A 17328-nucleotide genomic window follows, 5' to 3' on the forward strand; every position below is an offset into this window, starting at 1 on the left:
TCAGGCCGTGATTGAGGCCGTGAGCAACGCTCAGGCCGGCTTCGCGGGCTTGAGCTGCATCGACTTGTACTCGAGATATTCTTCGAGCCCGTACACGCCGTTCTCGCGGCCGTGCCCCGACTGCTTGTAGCCGCCGAACGGCGCGGCCATGTTCCACGTGCCGCCGTTGATGTCGACCTGCCCGGTGCGGATGCGGCGCGCGATGCCCATCGCGCGTTCGTCGCTGCCGGCCCACACCGCGCCGCCGAGCCCGTACGGCGAATCGTTCGCGATCCGCACGGCCTCGTCTTCATCGCGATACGTGATGATCGACAGCACCGGCCCGAAGATCTCTTCCTGCGCGATCGTCGATTTCGGATCGACGCGGCCGAACACCGTCGGCTTCACGAAGAAGCCCTTCGCGAGCCCCTCCGGCAAACCGGTGCCGCCCGTCACGAGCTCCGCGCCTTCGTCGATCCCGCGCTGGATGTAGTCCTGCACACGCTGCTGCTGCACGGCCGATGCCAGCGCGCCGAGACGCGTCGCATCCTGCCGCGGATCGCCGGCGACGTAGGTTTCGGCCGCCGCCTTTGCGATCGCGCGCGCCTCGTCGTAGCGCGCTTCCGGCACCAGCATGCGCGTGTGCGCCGAGCAGGTCTGCCCAGCGTTCAGGTAGCACGCGTTGACCGTGCCCTTCACCGCCGTCGCGAAATCGGCATCGTCGAGGATCACCGAGGCCGACTTGCCGCCCAGCTCGAGCGCGACGCGCTTGACGCCCGCGGCCGCCAGCTCGGCCACGCGCTTGCCGGCGCGCGTCGAACCCGTGAACGACACCATGTCGACGTCCGGATCGGTGGCCAGCACCTCGCCGACCACCGGGCCGTAGCCGCACACGAGGTTGAACACGCCGGCCGGCAGCCCGGCTTCGTGAATCGCCTCGGCGAGCATGAACGCGTTGAGCGGCGCAACCTCGGACGGCTTCAGGACCACCGTGCAGCCGGCCGCGAGCGCCGGCGCGACCTTCAGCGTCACCTGGTTGAGCGGGTAGTTCCACGGCGTGATCGCCGCGACGACGCCGACCGGCTCGCGCACGACGAGCGAATTGCCGACCTGTGCCTCGAATTCGAACGACTCGGCGAGCTTCGCGTACGCCTTCCAGTTGTAGATCGGGCCGCCGACCTGGATCGCGCGCGACAGCTTGATCGGCATCCCGACTTCGCCGGTGATCGACTGCGCGAGTTCCTCGCTGCGCGCCTGCAGATGCTCGACGATCTTGCGCAGGTAGCCCGCGCGCGTGGCGGGCGGCGTGGCCGCCCATGCGTCGAAGGCTGCGCGCGCCGCGCGGATCGCATCCTGCGCGTCGGATGCGACGCCTTCCGGAATCCGGCCGATCACGGCTTCGGTGCCCGAGTCGATCACGTCGATCGTGCCGGTGCCGGCCGGTTTGCGCCACGCGCCGTCGATATAGAACTGGTCGTAGATTTTCATCGTTTTCCGCCTCCAGGAAAGCCGACATTCTAGCGAGCGTTTCGGTCGGCCGGTATGACGATTGACAGCCATTCGAAAGCTCTTTAGCCTCGGCGCCTCATTCATCATAAGAAAGGAGAATGCCTTGAGCATCCTGACCAAAATCGAGGGCGGCTATCTTCAGGTACTGCGCGTGATCGTGCTGTTGTTCGCGACCGCGGTCCTGATCGGCGGGGTCATATTCGGCGCGGTCGCACTCGATGCGCGCCTGTCGAAACCGCCGAAGGTCGATTCGGCCATCCAGGTCGATCCAGCATCGTTCGCGTGGGAGAACGACGCACCCGCCAAGGCCACGCCGGCCGCCGACGGCGCGGCAGCCAAGGACGACAACGCGTCGCCCGCGCTGCGCCTGTCGACGCAACTGTCCGGCATCGTGCAGAAGCACGGCCGCGCGGCCCTGTCGTCGGACTACGCGGTCGATCGCGACGCATACGAGCCGTCGTTCCAGCGCGTGCTCGGCGACGACGACCATCCTGACGTCGCGTACTACGAGCAGCAGATCGCGTATCTCGACAAGGTGCTGTCGCGCGCGGACGTCGCGGCCAGCGTCAAGAAGAAGGTCACCGGACACGGCGACGAATATGCGCGCGAGCAGGCGTACACCGACGTCGTGTCGGCGGTCATGCGCGACTTCTCCGAGCGCTACGACGCACGCCGCACCGCGATCGACAACGAGAAGAAGGCCGCGGAAGAAACGGCGGCCGAGAACGGCCAGACCGCGCGCTACGCCGGCGTCGCCGCACTCGTCGCGCTGTACTCGTTCGTGTCGCTCGCGGTGCTGATCATCCTGATCCGCGTCGAGCGCAGCATCCGCTCGATCGCGCGCGCCACGCACACGACGACCTGAACCGCCTCATCCGCAGCCCGCGCGCCGGGCTGCGGCGAGCCCGGCAACGGGCCCGCTTCGCAGCGCAAGCGGCCGTTCCCCGGCCGCATCCTGGCGCGTGGTTCGTCACGCGCTCCCGCACTTTCCGTTCCCGCTGCCCCCCTCACTTCGCCGTCGGCCATCCACGCCCGCGCAGCGTCCGTTTCGTCACCGCCATGTCAGCATCCGCCCGGGTGCGCGGCCGGGCCCGCATCGTGCTATGTTTTTATTATCGGCACCGGCTCATTGCAACCGGCGCCGCCCGGAATCGACGTATTTCGTGAGCGCTGCCATGTCCGACGCACCCCATATCCTCGGCTCGCAAGACCGCCTCGAGCTGCTTTGCTGGCTCACCTGCGGCAACCTCGGCGCGTTTTACCTCAACGAATCGTGGCCGGACGCCACGTTCCAGGTCCAGGCCGCGCACCGCTGGCTCGACCGCCATCACCGTCAGGCCGACTGGCTCGTGGTCGCCAGGCTCGCCGCGCTCGCGCAGGACATCGCGAAGCGGCATGCCGGGTTCGTCGATGCGTCGTGGGCGCGCGACGCGGTCGAGGAAATCGTCGATACCGACGATCTCGACTATCGGGCGAAACTCGTGCAATGGGTCTATGAAGACTGCTGCAAGGCGCTCGCCGACAAGCGGCTGGCCGATTGAGTCCATGCGCGCGGGCCGCGGCATCGCGCGGCCGCCCGTCTTTGCGTCGATGATGTGCGCGTGACAGCCGGCATGACCTGCGCAGGTACGTCGCGCACCCGGCACCGCCACGCGCCGGAAAACTTACAGCAGCGACTTCGCCTGCGTCAGCACCTTGTCGCAGATCTGCTTGGTCACCTGCTGCTTCAGGCCGCCGCCGCTCAGGTCGAGCTTGCTGCCGTTGCCGGCGTCGAGGACGCCGCTCGCGCCGCTGGTATAGCCGCTGTCGGACGACGCGTTGCCGCCGAGCTTGCCCATCAGCGCGTCCTTCACCGACGACGCGCCGCCGGACGCCCCGCCGAGATAGTTGTTCTGGATGCAGAACTGCAGCAGGCCCGCGACGTTGCCGGTGCTGCCCGGCATCAGCGACGCACCGCCACCGCCCGTCAATGCGCCGCCGAGGCCGCCAAGGTTGCCGAGCGCACCGCCTGCGCTGCTGCCTGAATCGCCGCCGCCGCCGACCTGCTTCAGGACGTCGCCAAGTTGTGCATGCGCCACCGAAAACGGCGCGAGCAATCCGATCAGCGCGCCGGCAAGGGTCGCGCGGTATAGACGTGCATTCATGTGAAGCCTCCCGGTTGTGATTGCATGAGTACCGCGAATCGAATTCAAGGATACTCAATCAACCGGGGCATGACAGCCTTCGGACGCGGCCTGAAACGTCAGGCATCGTGATATCGCCACAATTTGACAAAGCTTGACGTCACGCGTCGGCTCTCCGGCCCTCGTTCGCGCCGCACGTATCGCGGCGAGTCGCCCGGCGCGCGCAGGTGCGCCGCTATGCGTCCGCCGCACGCGCTCCCGGCCATGAAGCGGCAACGGAAACGAGTGCCAGCATCACGCCGATCGACGCGAACGGCATGGCCGGATGCAGCTCGTACAGCATCGCGCCGGCCAGCGGCCCGATCACCATGCTGAGCCCCTGGGCCATCGACATCGCGCCCGCGCACGCAGCCTGCTCGTGCGGCGCCACCCGCGCACTCGCCAGTGCCGCCACGGCCGGAAACGCCGCGCCCATCCCGCATGCCGCGACGAGATAGCTCGCACACAGCGTGAGCGGCTGCGTGGCCTCGGCCATCAGCACCGACGCGAATCCGGCGCCGCCCGCGAGCGCGCCCCAGCGCAGCCACTGCACGGGCGCAACCGACCGGAAGCGCCCGACCAGCGCCTGCGTCACGATCAGCCCGAGGCCCGCGCTGCCGAGCGCATACCCGGTCGTGAGCGGCGCGGCCTGCGCGCTCACGCCCAGGCGGTCGATCACGTAGAACCCGAGTGCGCTGTTCGCGATCATGACGGCGCTGTAAAGCGCCAGCGCGCCGAACCAGGGCAGCCGCAGGCGCGGCTCGGTCGGTTTCAGGCGAGGCGGTGCCTGCCGTACCGCGCCGTCGTGACCGTCGCGCCGGCCGCGCAACCCGGCCAGCCCGGCGAGCGGCAACACCGCGAACACGGCCAGCGCAAGCGTCATGTCGTACCCCGCGATCCAGCCCGCGAGCGGCGGTGCGATCACCATCCCGACGGCGCCCGCGGCACCGAACCGGGCGATCGCCGCCGCGCGCCCCGCCACGGCCGTGCGGTCCGCGATCCACGCGGTCGCGGCGACCGGCAAGCCCGCATAGCAACCGCCCATCGCCGCACGCGTGACGAGCAGCGCGACGAAGCCGACCCAGACGGCCGGCACGGCCGTACCGCCGTCGCGCAGCGCCCAGCCGACGTACGCCGTCAACAGCAGCGAGCTCGCGATGAAGCCGCCGATCGCCGCGCGCATGGCCGGCAGCCGTCCGCGCAGATCCGCGACCCGCGCCCAGCGCGGCGCGACCAGCATCCACACGAGCCCGACAATGCCGATGATCGCACCGACGTGCAGCGGTTCGAGATGCATGCGCCGCGCCATCGGGCCCGCGATCGTGACGAACGCATAGGTTCCCGCCACCATCGCGAAGTTCGCGAGCAGCAGCGGCAAAAATGACGCGCCGGCCTCGGCCGGCGGGTTCAGGGTGTCAGCGGAAGGGGTCGACATGATTCGTTCGTGTTGGAGTCGCGTTGGAGAAATGAAGGAGGCCGGCCGGTGCCGGCCACGGTCAGCCCGCTCGCGCGAGCAGGCGGTTGCGTGCATGCAGCAACGCATCCGCGGTCGCGTCCCAGCCGATGCACGGATCGGTCACCGAGCAGCCGTAGCGCAGCGCGCCGCCGAGCGGCTGCGCGCCCGTCTCGATGAAGCTTTCGAGCATCACGCCGCGAATCGCGTCGTCGCCCGCGCGCATCTGCTCGACGACGTCGTCGAGCACGGCGAGTTGCCGCATCGCCTGCTTGCCGCAGTTCGCGTGCGAACAATCGATCAGCACGTTCGCCGGCAAGCGGCTGGCCCGCAACGCGTCTGCCGCGGCCGCGACCGATGCCGTGTCGTAGTTGGGTCCGTGTCGGCCGCCGCGCAGCACGAGATGCGCATGCGGATTGCCGGCGCTGTGCAGCAGCGCGGGACGGCCGGCCCCGTCGATCCCGATGAACGTGTGCGGCCGCATGCTGGCCAGCATCGCGTGAGCCGCGACGTCGATCTGGCCGTCCGTCCCGTTCTTGAAACCGACCGGCATCGGCAAACCCGAAGCCATCTCGCGATGGATCTGCGACTCGGTCGTGCGGGCGCCGACCGCCACCCAGCTCACCAGATCGCCCAGATAATGCGGCGTCATCACGTCGAGCGCTTCGGTCGCAGCCGGCAACCCGATCGCATTGATGTCGGCGAGCAGCTGCCGCGCGGTGCGCAGGCCGTCCTCGATGCGATGGCTGCCGTCGAGCCCCGGATCGTTGATCAGCCCTTTCCATCCGACCGTCGTGCGCGGCTTCTCGAAGTACACGCGCATGACGACGCAGAACGTGTCCCGCACCGCATGCGCGAGCGCGGCGAGACGCCGTGCGTAGTCGAGCGCGGCGTCGGGATCATGGATCGAGCACGGGCCGACGACGACGATCCGGCGCGCATCGCGCCGCTCGAGGATCGCCCGCAACTGCGCGCGCCCCGCGTCGACGGTCGCCCGCGCGGCGAACGAGGCCGGCACGTCGCGGCGCAGCGCGTCGGGTGACGGCAGCGGCGCGCCGACGCGCAGCCGCTCGTCATGATGCGGCTGCACGAATGCGCCCGCCGCGCCCTGTTCGGTAGTGGCAGTGAAGTGTTTCATGACGAGGGCTCCGGAAACCGTTCGCGCGTCATGCGCCGAGCGTCGCGCCGCCGTCCACGCACAGCGTGTGCAGCGTCACGTGACGCGACGCGTCGGACAGCAGGAACAGCACGGCTTCGGCGATATCGTCGGGAATCGCGATGCGGCCGAGCGGAATACCGTTCCGGTAGGTGTCGAGCGCCCCCGCGATGACGCCCGCCGGGCCTTCCGGGCCATGCCAGAGCTGACGCTGCATCGGCGTGTCGGTCGATCCCGGCGCGACGATGTTGCAGCGAATGCCGTGTCCGGCCAGTTCGAGGCCGAGGCAACGGGTGAACTGATGGGCTGCCGCCTTCGATGCCGCGTACGCCGCCATCTGCGTGCGCGGCACGAGCGCCGCATTCGATCCGACGGTCACGATGGCGCCCACCCGGCGCGCGACCATCAGCGGCGCGACCGCGCGCGACAGATGAAACACGCCGTCGGCATTGACCGCGAAGCAGTGCGCCCAGTCATCGTCCGTCAGCGACGCCGCGCTTGAAAGCCGCAGCACGCCGGCAACGTTGGCGAGCATGCCGATCGGGCCGACAGATGATTCCACCCGTTCGACGGCCGCCTGCACCGCACGCGCGTCGGCGACGTCGACCGAAAACGCGTGCACGCGCCCGGGCATCGGCGGGTGGTCGGCGATCGTACGCGCCAGCGCGTCGCCGTCCATGTCGAAGGCGGCCACGTCCACGCCGTGCGTGGCAAGCGCGCGCACGACCGCGGCGCCGATGCCGCGCGCCGCACCGGTCACGACGGCGATACCTGCCGGGAAAGTCAGGTTCGGATTGCTGTTCATCGATTCGAATTCCGTGATTGAAGATCCGGGCCCGCCGTTGCGGCGAGCCGTTCGGTGAGGATGGCGCCGATCGCCGCCATCGATTCGGGGTCCGACATGCCGTCGTGCGAGCAGTCGAGCGCATGGCAGGTCAGCGTCCCCGCAGGCCGATGCGCATGCCAGCGCTCGGGCGTCGGCATGCCCTGCCGCTTGCGGGTCGCGTTGAAGAGCAGCAGTTCGCCGTCGTAGCGCGGCGTCGATGCCGCGCGAAACAGGCGCATCTGCCGCAGCGTCGCCGCGACGAACGCATCGAGGCCGGCGCCGCCGAGCGCCGCGAACGGGCTGTTCGCGCGCAGCAGGCGTTGTCGCAGCACGGTGTCGGACAGGTCGGCCGTATCGAAGTCGCCATTGACGGTCAGCAGGATCCGCAGCGCGTCGCCGCAGGCCGGCATCGGCTGCGCCGTCCATGCCGACGACGGATAGCTGTCCATCAGCGCGAGCGTACCGACCGCGTCGCCGTCGCACGCCAGCGCCGCGGCGACGCCATACGCCAGCGCGCCGCCAAGCGACCAGCCCAGCAGGTGATACGGCCCGTCGGGCTGCAATGCCCTTACGCGCCGCACATAGGTTTGCACCAGTGCGTCGAAATCGGCTGCATCGCGCGTGTCGTCGACCGAAAGCTGCAACCCGTCGATCGTCGCGTCGGGCAGATAGGCGGCCAGCCGCAGGTAACTCCACGCGAGGCCATCGGCCGGATGGATGCAGATGAGCCGCGGCGCAGCGCCCGAGCCCGACTGGATCGCCAGGTGCGGCGCGAACGCGTTGCGCTCGGTGCGCGGCCGGTACGCCAGCGGCGTGCGCAATGCGGCTGTCAGCATCGCGATCGTCGGATGCCGGAACAGCATCGAGACGGGCACGTCGCGCCCGAGTTCCGCCGCGAGCCTCGCGCTCGCCTGCATCGCTTGCAGCGACTTGCCGCCGATGTCGAAGAAATTGCTGCCCGGCGTCAGCGCGACATCGCCGAGCACGTTCCGCCACACGGCCATCACCTGCCGCTCGAGCGCGCCGGCGCGCGGATCGTCGGCCGCCTCGTCGCGGCGCGCATCGGCGCGCTGCAGCGCGTTGCGATCGATCTTGCCGTTCGCGTTGCGCGGCAGCCGTTCGAGCACGTGCCAGCGGTCCGGAATCGCCGCTGCCGGCAGCCGCTGCGCCAGTTGCATGCGCAACGCGGCCGGCTCGGCCGACCCGGCGACGAACGCCGCGAGCGTCACCGTGCCGGCACCGCTGCGGGAAGCGACGACCGCCGCCTCGCGCACGTCCGGTTCGCGCAGCAGCGCGTCCTCGATCTCACGCGGGTCGATGCGCACGCCGCTGATCTTCACTTCGTGATCGATCCGGCCTTCGAAATAGAGCCGGCCGTCGCGCAGCGTCGCGAGATCGCCGGTGCGGTACGCACGCTGCCCGCCGCGCGGCAACGTGACGAAGCGTTCCGCCGTCAGCGCGGGGTTGCCCGCATACGCGAGCGCCAGCCCGTCGCCGCACAGCACCAGCTCGCCAGTGCACCCCGCGGCGACCGGGTACGCGCGCCCGTCGACGATGCACGCGTCGACGCCCGCACGCGGCGTGCCGATCGGCACCGGCTCGCCCTCCTGCCAGACTGCCTGCGGGCCGCCGACGCATGCCGCGGTCGCGATGATCGTCGCCTCGGTCGGTCCGTAGGTATTGAGCAGCACCCGGTCCGGCAGGTGCGCGCGCCAGCGCCGGATCCGCTCCGGCAACGCGGCCTCGCCGCCGATGATCGTCAGGCGCACACGGTCGAGGCGCTGCGCATGGCGTGCGTCGAGCGCATGCGCGAGCACGTGCCAGTAGGCGGTTGGCAGGTCAAGCACGGTGATGCCGCGCCGCTCGACTTCCGCCGTGAACGTGTCGACCGAATCGAGCATCGCATCGTCCCGCAGCACGAGCGTCGCGCCATGGCACAGCGTGGCGAAGACTTCCTCGAAGCTCGCGTCGAAATGCAGCGGTGCGAACTGCAGCACGCGATCGCCCGGCCCGATGCAATACAGGTCGCGTGTGCTCGCGACGAACTGGCCGAGCGCGCCGCGCCCGGTCAGCACGCCGTTCGGGCGGCCGGTCGATCCCGACGTGTACAGCAGATACGCGGGCAGCGAATCCGGCACCGGTGCGTCGCCGGTCGGCGCATGCCGCGTCGCCAGCGCGCGCGCCGCGTCGAGATCGAACACCGGGCACGCGCCCGCACATGCGCGGTGCGCGCCACGCGTGATGACGATCGCCGGCGACGCGTCCGCGAGCATCGCAGCCGTGCGTTGCGGCGGCCCGTCCGGGTCGAGCGGCACGATGACGGCGCCCAGCTTCAGGACGGCCAGCATGGCAGCGATCACGTCCGGCGCACGCGGCGCCGCGATCGCGACGCGCGTCTGCTGCGTCACGCCACGCCGGGCGAGCGCGTCCGCCAGCGCCGCGGCGTCGGCGAGCAACGTGCGATAGTCGACACGACGCTCCCCGGCTTCGATCGCCGTGTGCGCAGGCGCGTCGCGTGCCGCGCGTTCGATCAGCGCGATCACGTCGTCGTGCGGCCCGGGGAGCGGCGCGCCACGCACGATCGACGGCGGCGGCATGTCGTCGAGCAGGCGCGCGACCGGTTCGTCGGCCGCGCACGCGGCGAACGTGTCGAGCCAGTCCACGAAGCTTTGCACGTACGCCGCCAGCGTATCAGCGTCGTACGCATTTGGATTGGCCTCGAGCGTCAGATGCCACGCGCCGCCGCGCACGGCGAGCGTCACGTTCAGGTCCTTCACCGGCCCGCCGCTTACCGCGCGCGTATCGCTCGCCAGCCCGCGAAACGCGACCTGCCGCTCGAACGGCATCACGTTGACGGCCTGGTTGAACAGGAACACGTTGCGCTCGAGCAGGCCCAGATCGCCGCGAATCCAGCCGTACCGGTAAACCAGGTGCGGCCGAATCGCGCGCAGCTGATCCGAGCAGGCACGCGCGAGATCGCGCGGCGAATGGCCTGCGTCGACATGCACGCGAAACGGCACGATATTCATCGCCATGCACGGCACGCCGAGCGCCGGCGTGCCGAGCCGGTTCATCACCGGCAACCCGAGCGTCAGGTCGCGCTGCCCGCCCTGTCTTGCCAGCCAGATCCCGGTCGCGCACAGCAGCCACGCGTTCCAGTCGACGCCCGCATGCGCCGCCGCATCCCTGAGCCGCGCCAGCCGGGCGCCGTCGATCACGCGCGTGGCCCGCGACGCATCGGGCGCCACGTCCTGCTTCGGCGCGAGCTCGAGCGGCGCGGGCAGGTCGCGCAGATATCCGCGCCAGAACGCGCGATCGGCTTCGAAGCCGCCGTTCGCGCGATAACTCGCCTCGGCTTCGACCACGCGATCCACACGCCAGTCGGGCAACGTCGGCACGGGCGCCTTGCCGACACGCGCGTTGTAGCGTGCCGCGACGGCTTGCTGCAGGAGCCCGTAGCCGAAGCCATCCAGCACGATGTGATGGACCTGCAGATACCACCAGTGCCGCGTCGGCGAGAGTCGCAACAACGCCGTGCGATACAGCGGATCGGACGTGACATCGCAGCACACCGACAGCGAGGCCTTCATCCAGTCCCGCGCCGCCTGCCCGGGATCAGCCTGCATCGACAGGTCCACGAGCGGCAGCCGCGTGGCCGGCGCGCGGCGATATTGCCAGAGCGTATCGTCGGCCCACGCGAAACGCATGTGCAGCGCGTCGGCATGATCGAGCACCGCCTCGACGCTCCCGGTGAGCGCATCGACGTCGAGCGCGCCGTCAAGTTCGACGGTTTCGGCTGTCAGGTAGCCCGGATCGTCGGGATCGACCTGTTGCGCGACCCAGATTCCGTATTGCGCGGATGTCGCGCGTATCGGCCGTTCCATCGGTCGTTCTTCGAGTTGCATGAATGGAGATATCGCGAATAAGCGTTGAACCGGAAATGCACGCCGTCACTCGGCCTGCTGCCACGCAATCACGAGTTCGCGATTGCGGGACATCAGCACCAGGTGCTCGTCCATCACGTACTGGATCTGCGCGAGCTTGTCGGCCGTATCGGCTTCGCAGCGCATCCGCAACCGATCGTCGGTCCGCTGCATCCGGCAGGTGCCGTACGGGAAGTCGACGGTCGCACGGTGCGCGTCGAACACGACGGGCACCTTGATCGCGTAGTGCTTGCACAGCTTGAACAGCACGCGATCGGCCTGCGCCAGCGTGACTTCCGCCGTGCTGGCGAACGGCGCCGGACGGATGCCGGGCATGTCGTGCCCGGTCATGCGGGCACCTGCGCGGTGCGTTGCAGCAGGCGCGTCCACGCTTCCAGCGTCGGCTGTTCGGCGAGTTGCACGAACGTGACGTCGTGCCCGTCGGCGCGCCACTGCTCGACGAACGTCATCATGCGAATCGAATCGACGCCGCAATCGACGAGGTTGGCGTCCGCGCTCAGCGTCGCGGCCGGCATGCGCAGGCTTTCGGCGACCAGCCGCGCGACGTCGTCGAGGGTCGGCGTCGCGAGATCGTCGTGGGCAGCACTGACGAGCGTGTCGACCGACACGACGCTGCCGCAGCGTCCCGCGACGTACTCGAGCGCCATCCGGTGCTCGCGCTCCGAGAAATCCGCGAGCGCATCGCCGACGAAAAACGGCTTGATGTCGCGCATGAAGGCGTCGCACGCAGTCATCAGGCAGCCGATGTGCGCGTAGATCCCGCAGATCGCAAGCTGGTCGCGCCCCTGTGCGCGCAGCCGGGCATCGAGATCCGAGCGCCGGAATGCGCTGTAGCGCCATTTGTCGAGCACCGTGTCGCCGGGCGCCGGTGCGACGATCTCGCTGATCGCCGCGCGCGCCGGCTGCGCGGTCAGTCCCGGGCCCCACATGTCGGTCAGGAGCGCGCGATCCGCCGGCGCCTGGGTCGCCGGCTGCGCGGTGTAATAAACGGGCATCCCCGTCGCATGCGCGAAATCGATCAGGCGCCGCACGCCGGTCAGCAACGACGGCACCGGCGCCGCGCCGCGATCGTAGAAGTCGAGGAAATAGTCCTGCATGTCGTGCACGAGCAGCGCCGCGCGGTGCGGCTCGAATTGCCAGGTCACGCGGTTGGCCGGCAGGTCGGCCGGCATCGGATAGGAAGCGATTTTCGGAATGGCCATGTTGGAATGCGTCGTGAAGCGACGTAACAATGAATGGATCGGGAATTGCCTCGGCACCGGACGTCAGGCAGGCAGGTCGGCCAGGCAATCGGCGATGCGTTGCCGCAACGCCCGCTTGTCGATCTTGCCCACCGGGGTCTTCGGGAACGCGTCGACGAACTCGATCCGGTCCGGCACCTTGTAGGTCGCGACGCCCTGCTCGCGCACGAACCGCACGAGATCCGCCGCGCTCGGTGCCGTCGTACCGCGAATCACGTACGCGCAACTGCGCTCGCCGAGATACGGATCCGGCATCGGCACGAGTGCCGCGTCGGCAACCCCCGGATGCGCCAGCAGCAGGTGCTCGATCTCCTCCGCGGGAATCTTTTCGCCGCCCCGATTGATCTGGTCCTTCGCGCGCCCCTCGACGACGAGATAGCCGCCGTCGGTGATCCGCACGCGATCGCCGGTGCGATAGAAGCCGTCCGCGGTGAACGCGCGCGCGTTGTGCGCCGGCGCGTCGTAGTAGCCACGGATCGTGTACGGGCCACGCGTCAGCAGGTGACCGACCTCGCCCGGTACGACCGGCCGATCGTCGTCGTCGACCACGAGAATCTCGTCGTCCGGCGAGATCGGCCGCCCCTGGGTCGCGATCACGACGTCGCGCGGATCGCCCAACCGCGTGTAGTTGACGAGCCCTTCCGCCATCCCGAATACCTGCTGGAGCTGCGCGCCGAAGCCGTCCGCCGCGCGCGCGGCCAGTGCCGGATCGAAGCGCGCCCCGCCGACCTGCACGAGTTCGAGACTCGCCGGCGCGCCGCCGCGCCGCGCCACGGCCGTCAGCCACACGAGCACGAGCGGCGGCACGAGCGCGACCACGGTCACGCATTCACGTTCGATCAGCTCGAATGCAACGTCGGGGCTGGCGCTGTCGCACAGCACGACCGTGCCGCCCGCGTCGAAGACGCCGAACGAGCCCGGCGAGCTGAGCGCGTAGTTGTGCGCGGCCGGCAGCGCGGCGAGATAGACGGTGCGTTCGCTCAGCCCGCAGATGCGTGCGCTCTCCCGCACGCTGTACAGATAATCGTCGTGCGTGCGCGGGATCAGCTTCGGCGTGCCCGTGCTGCCACCGGACAACTGCAGGAACGCCACCTCGTGCGCGAGCGGCCCGGGCGGCAATGCGGCGTCCGGCGCATCGGGCAGATCGAGCCCGGCGTTGCCCGGCGTCGTGAACAACACGTGCTTCAGCGTCGGCGCGTCGGCCTGCACGTCGCGCGCGAGCGACCGGTAGTCGAAACCATCGTGAGATTGCGCCGCGATGTAGGCGACCGCGCCCGCGTGCTGGCAGAAGAAACCGATCTCGCGACGCCGGTGCGCGGGCAATGCAAAGACCGGCAACGCGCCGATGCGGAACAGCGCGAACGTCGTCGCGAAGAAGGCCGCGCAGTTCGGCAATTGCAACACCACGCGATCGCCTGGCGCGATGCCCGCCGCACTCAGCGCGCGCGCAATGCGTTGCGCCTCGCGCGCAAGCGTCCGGTACGACCAGCGCAGGTCGCCCTGCACGAGCGCCGTCCGTTCGCCGAATTGCGCGACGCGCGCATCGAACCACCGGGCGAACGATTCGCCGCGCCAATAGCCCTTTTTCCGGTACGTGTCGGCCAGCGCGGCCGGCCACGGCGTGCCATGCGCGATCGTCATGCCGCCTCCCGGGCGCCGCCCGATGCCGCGTCGTGGCGAATCCCCAGCGCATCCAGCATCGTCCTGAACTTGGCCGCCGTTTCGGCCCGCTCGCCTTCGGGCGTCGACTCGGCGACGACACCCGCTCCGGCATAGAGCCGCAGCGTGCGATCGAACGCCTGCGCGCAACGGATCGTCACGATCCATTCGCCATCGCCGCGCGCATCGACCCAGCCGAGCATCCCCGCGTAGAACCCGCGGTCGAACGGCTCGGCCGCGCGAATGCACGCGCGGGCCGCATCACGCGGCGCACCGCAGACCGCCGGCGTCGGATGCAGCGCAAGCGCGAGCGTCAACGCGTCGGCTTCCGTTTCGCCGCGCACTTCGGTGGACAGGTGCCACATCGTTTCGGTGTGCATCAGCGACGGGCGCGCCGGCACGTCGAGATGCCGGCAGTACGGCGCGAGGCTGTCGCGCACCGCCTCGACGACGACCCGGTGCTCGTCGAGATCCTTGGCCGAATCCAGCAGCGCCTCTGCGCGACGGCGGTCCTCGACGGGGTCGCGGCTGCGCGGCGCGGAGCCGGCCAGCGGATTCGCGCGCACGATGCCGCCGAAGCGGTTCACGAGCAGCTCCGGGCTCGCGCCGAGCAGCGTGCGCCCCTCGCCGAGATCGACCGAAAACGTATAGCCGTGCGGGTTGCGGGCCGCGAGACGCGCGACGAGCGGCGCGACCTCGACCGGCTGCTCGCCGTCGACTTCCAGCGTGCGCGCCAGCACGACCTTGTCGAGCTCGCCCGCGCGAATGCGCGCGACCGCGTGCGCCACTGCATCGGCATAGGCATCGGCCGCCGGCACCTCTCGCGTCGCATAGCGCAGCCCGGACGGTTCCGGCGCCCGCGGCACGCCGCGCGGTGCCGCACGCAGCATCGTGTGCGCCACCCGCAGCGCGGCCGGCGCATCGGCGTCGAACGGTACGGCGCCGACCACCGCCGCGCCGGCATGCCCTTGCGCCTGCGCACGGCGCAGCGCCTCCGTCACGCGCGCGGCCAGCGGCGTATCCGCATGCGGAATCGCTTCCGCAGGATCGGCTGCGAGCAGCGTATGGGCCGGTGTCGCGAGAAACAGCGGCGCATCCGCGCGATACAGATCCCACATGTTTTGGGGTGCTAATAGATCGGCAGGACGGGATATTGCATTCATCGCATTCATCTCCAGATTGAAGGGCCGGCGCGGCGTCGCCCCGGCCGTGTCGTCACATTTCGGCGGTGAGGCTCACCGCGACGCGGCGCCCCTGATCGACCAGCCAGTTGCCGTTCAGGCCGGTCGTGCGCGTGCGATCGTCGATCGGAACCATCTTGTTGGTCAGGTTCAGCACCGCGAAGTTGACGGAGAAACGCTTGTCGATCCGGTAGCGGCCGCCGAGATCGAAGGTCGTCGTCGACGGCCGTTCGCGGACACCCTGCGCGCCGTTGCGGAACGCCGCCCAGGACTCGCTGCCGATGTAGTTCGCCGTCGCGTACAGGTCGAGCTTGGCGGTCGGCGTCCAGTCGACCTGCACGTTGAATTTGTGCTTGGGCGTCTTGTCGAGCGGATAGCCGTCGAGCGAGCTGCCGTTGAACGCCTTCTCGCCGCTGCCTTCGCGACGCGACTGCGTCAGCGTGTAGGTGCCCGACACCTTCAGCGTGCGCATCACGCGCGTGCCCGCGCCAAGTTCGAGGCCGTACAGCTTGACCCGGTCGATGTTGTCGTACACGTAGATGTTGCGGCCCGGCGAGCGCGGATCGGCCTTGCCCGTGTCGTAGCTGGCCACCTTGTTCTTGAACAGGTTGTTGAAGAGTGTCAGCCCTGCATACGTGTCGCCGAGGTCGTAGCGCACGCCGAGTTCCTCGGTCAGGCTCGTCTCGGGCTTGAGATCCGGATTGCCGCACAGCGTGCCGGGCATCGCCCCCGCCGCGCCGCCCGACGTCATGCAGTAGCCACCCGTGCTCTGGCGCAACGACGGCGGCCGGAAGCCCGTCGACACGCCGCCACGCACCGTCCACGCCTGGCTGAGCTGGTAGACGCCGTAGATGCGCGGGCTCACGTGGCTGCCGTAGCGATCGTCGTGATCGAGCCGCACGCCGGTCGTCAGCGTGAACCGGTCGTTGAAGAAGTAGTCGTTCTCGCCGAACAGCGCCCACGCATTGCGCCGGATCCGGTCCGAGTTCGCCGCATGGCCCTGCGGCACCGCATCCTGGCGCGCCACGCCCGACAGCGTCGACCAGATATGCTGGCCGCCGACCGTCAGGATGTTGCGCTCGCCCCACCACGGCACCTCGGCCTTGCCTTCGAGGATCGTGTCGGTCAGCGCGGGCCGGATCGCGTCGCGGCCGGTGGGCGTCCACTGGTCCTGCACGCCGCGCTCGCCATAGAGCGACAGCGTCGTGTTGCCGAAACCCCAGCGACCGTCGTGCGTGATGCCCCAGTAGTCGCGCACGTGACGCGTCTCGGTCAGCGCCGTCGCGGCGGTGCGTGGCGTGAGCGGCGCCGCGCTCTTGCCCGGCGTGCTCAGGTAGGTGAGCTGCTCGCGCCCGATGTTCACGCTCACGTCCTGGTTGCGCGTGGGCTTCGCCGCCAGCTTCACGTCGAAGCTGCCGATCCGCTGCCCGTTCGCGCCGCCCGTGCCGCTTTTCGCGTAGAAGATGTCGTCCTCGCCGCGATGCAGGAGCCGGCCGGACGCCTGCAGCCCGAGCACGTCGGATTTCAGCGGGCCGCCGAGCCAGAAGTCGACGCTCTGCGTATCGCCCTGGTTCGATTCGAGCTGCCACACGCTGCCGGCCGTGATCGTGCCGCCCCAGCGCTTCGGCACCTTGCGCGTGATCACGTTGATCACGCCGCCCATCGCATCGGCACCGTACAGCGACGACATCGGCCCGCGCACGACCTCGATCCGCTCGATCGCGGACAGCGGCGGCATCAGGTTCGACTGCACGCCCGAGCTGCCGCGGTTCATCGTTTCACGTGTGTTCTGGCGACGGCCGTCGACCAGCAGCAACGTGTATTCGCCGGGCATCCCGCGGATCGAGATGTCCTGGTCGTTCGGCGAGGCACCGACGACGCTCACGCCCTCGACGTTGTTGACGATCTCGGCAACCGACGTATAAGGCTTCGCCTCGATGTCGTCGCGGGTGATCACGGAGATGCTCGCGGGCGCTTCGCGGATCGCCTGCTCGCGACGGCTGGCCGTCACGACGACCGCCTTCAACGTGGCCGGATCCGGCGGATCGCCGGCAACCGCCTGAACCGGGACGGCAGGTGCGCCGGCGGGCCCGGCGGGCTGATCAGGCGTCTGCGCCCACGCGCTCGACACGCCCATCAGGTACAGGCCGGCAACGACGGCCGGCTTCAATGCAAAGTGTGCAGCTTGACTCGACATGGTGGCGCTTTCGATGTTTCA

13 protein-coding genes are annotated in these 17328 nt (G+C 69.6%); 2 read left to right on the forward strand and 11 right to left on the reverse strand.

Annotation, left to right across the window (positions count from 1 at the left end; all coding sequences use genetic code 11):
• Positions 1-30: 30 nt before the first annotated feature.
• Positions 31-1467, reverse strand: coding sequence for an aldehyde dehydrogenase family protein (locus ACN8ZM_RS09415; RefSeq protein WP_043183038.1), 1437 nt, complete (start codon positions 1465-1467; stop codon positions 31-33).
• 124 nt (positions 1468-1591) lie between these two features.
• Between ACN8ZM_RS09415 and ACN8ZM_RS09420 the strand changes: the two genes are divergently transcribed.
• Together ACN8ZM_RS09420 and ACN8ZM_RS09425 are read left to right on the forward strand one after the other, a co-directional pair.
• A complete protein-coding gene (locus ACN8ZM_RS09420; protein WP_043183040.1) occupies positions 1592-2353 on the forward strand; it encodes a hypothetical protein in 762 nt (253 codons plus the stop codon).
• A gap of 310 nt (positions 2354-2663) precedes the next feature.
• Complete coding sequence (locus ACN8ZM_RS09425) at positions 2664-3029, forward strand: hypothetical protein (protein ID WP_043183042.1); 366 nt, start codon at positions 2664-2666, stop codon at positions 3027-3029.
• Positions 3030-3152: 123 nt separating this feature from the next.
• Here the strand turns inward: ACN8ZM_RS09425 and ACN8ZM_RS09430 are convergent, their stop codons facing one another.
• The 10 genes from ACN8ZM_RS09430 to ACN8ZM_RS09475 form a co-directional block, all read right to left on the reverse strand.
• Positions 3153-3632, reverse strand: a complete 480-nt coding sequence (locus ACN8ZM_RS09430; protein WP_420209862.1) for a DUF2501 domain-containing protein — start codon at positions 3630-3632, stop codon at positions 3153-3155.
• Between the two features lie 214 nt (positions 3633-3846).
• Positions 3847-5085: an MFS transporter gene (locus ACN8ZM_RS09435; protein WP_420209863.1), complete on the reverse strand. Its 1239-nt coding sequence runs from the start codon at positions 5083-5085 to the stop codon at positions 3847-3849.
• A 61-nt stretch (positions 5086-5146) separates the two neighbouring features.
• Complete coding sequence (locus ACN8ZM_RS09440) at positions 5147-6241, reverse strand: 3-deoxy-7-phosphoheptulonate synthase (RefSeq protein WP_420209864.1); 1095 nt, start codon at positions 6239-6241, stop codon at positions 5147-5149.
• Between the two features lie 28 nt (positions 6242-6269).
• Positions 6270-7064: a 2,3-dihydro-2,3-dihydroxybenzoate dehydrogenase gene (locus tag ACN8ZM_RS09445; RefSeq protein ID WP_420209865.1), complete on the reverse strand. Its 795-nt coding sequence runs from the start codon at positions 7062-7064 to the stop codon at positions 6270-6272.
• Complete coding sequence (locus ACN8ZM_RS09450; protein ID WP_420209866.1) at positions 7061-10969, reverse strand: amino acid adenylation domain-containing protein; 3909 nt, start codon at positions 10967-10969, stop codon at positions 7061-7063. Before ACN8ZM_RS09450 ends, ACN8ZM_RS09445 begins: the two co-directional genes overlap by 4 nt.
• Before the next feature lie 66 nt (positions 10970-11035).
• Positions 11036-11359, reverse strand: a complete 324-nt coding sequence (locus ACN8ZM_RS09455) for a DUF2218 domain-containing protein (RefSeq protein ID WP_051889844.1) — start codon at positions 11357-11359, stop codon at positions 11036-11038.
• A complete protein-coding gene (locus ACN8ZM_RS09460) occupies positions 11356-12231 on the reverse strand; it encodes an isochorismatase family protein (protein WP_420209867.1) in 876 nt (291 codons plus the stop codon). Before ACN8ZM_RS09460 ends, ACN8ZM_RS09455 begins: the two co-directional genes overlap by 4 nt.
• A 63-nt stretch (positions 12232-12294) precedes the next feature.
• Positions 12295-13911: a (2,3-dihydroxybenzoyl)adenylate synthase gene (locus ACN8ZM_RS09465; protein ID WP_420209868.1), complete on the reverse strand. Its 1617-nt coding sequence runs from the start codon at positions 13909-13911 to the stop codon at positions 12295-12297.
• A complete protein-coding gene (locus ACN8ZM_RS09470; RefSeq protein ID WP_420209869.1) occupies positions 13908-15092 on the reverse strand; it encodes an isochorismate synthase in 1185 nt (394 codons plus the stop codon). The genes ACN8ZM_RS09465 and ACN8ZM_RS09470 overlap by 4 nt, the downstream gene beginning before the upstream one ends.
• Positions 15093-15144: 52 nt before the next feature.
• A complete protein-coding gene (locus tag ACN8ZM_RS09475; RefSeq protein WP_420209870.1) occupies positions 15145-17307 on the reverse strand; it encodes a TonB-dependent receptor domain-containing protein in 2163 nt (720 codons plus the stop codon).
• Positions 17308-17328 lie beyond the last annotated feature (21 nt).

It is taken from the genome of Burkholderia aenigmatica, from assembly GCF_048627025.1.
GTDB lineage: Bacteria > Pseudomonadota > Gammaproteobacteria > Burkholderiales > Burkholderiaceae > Burkholderia > Burkholderia aenigmatica.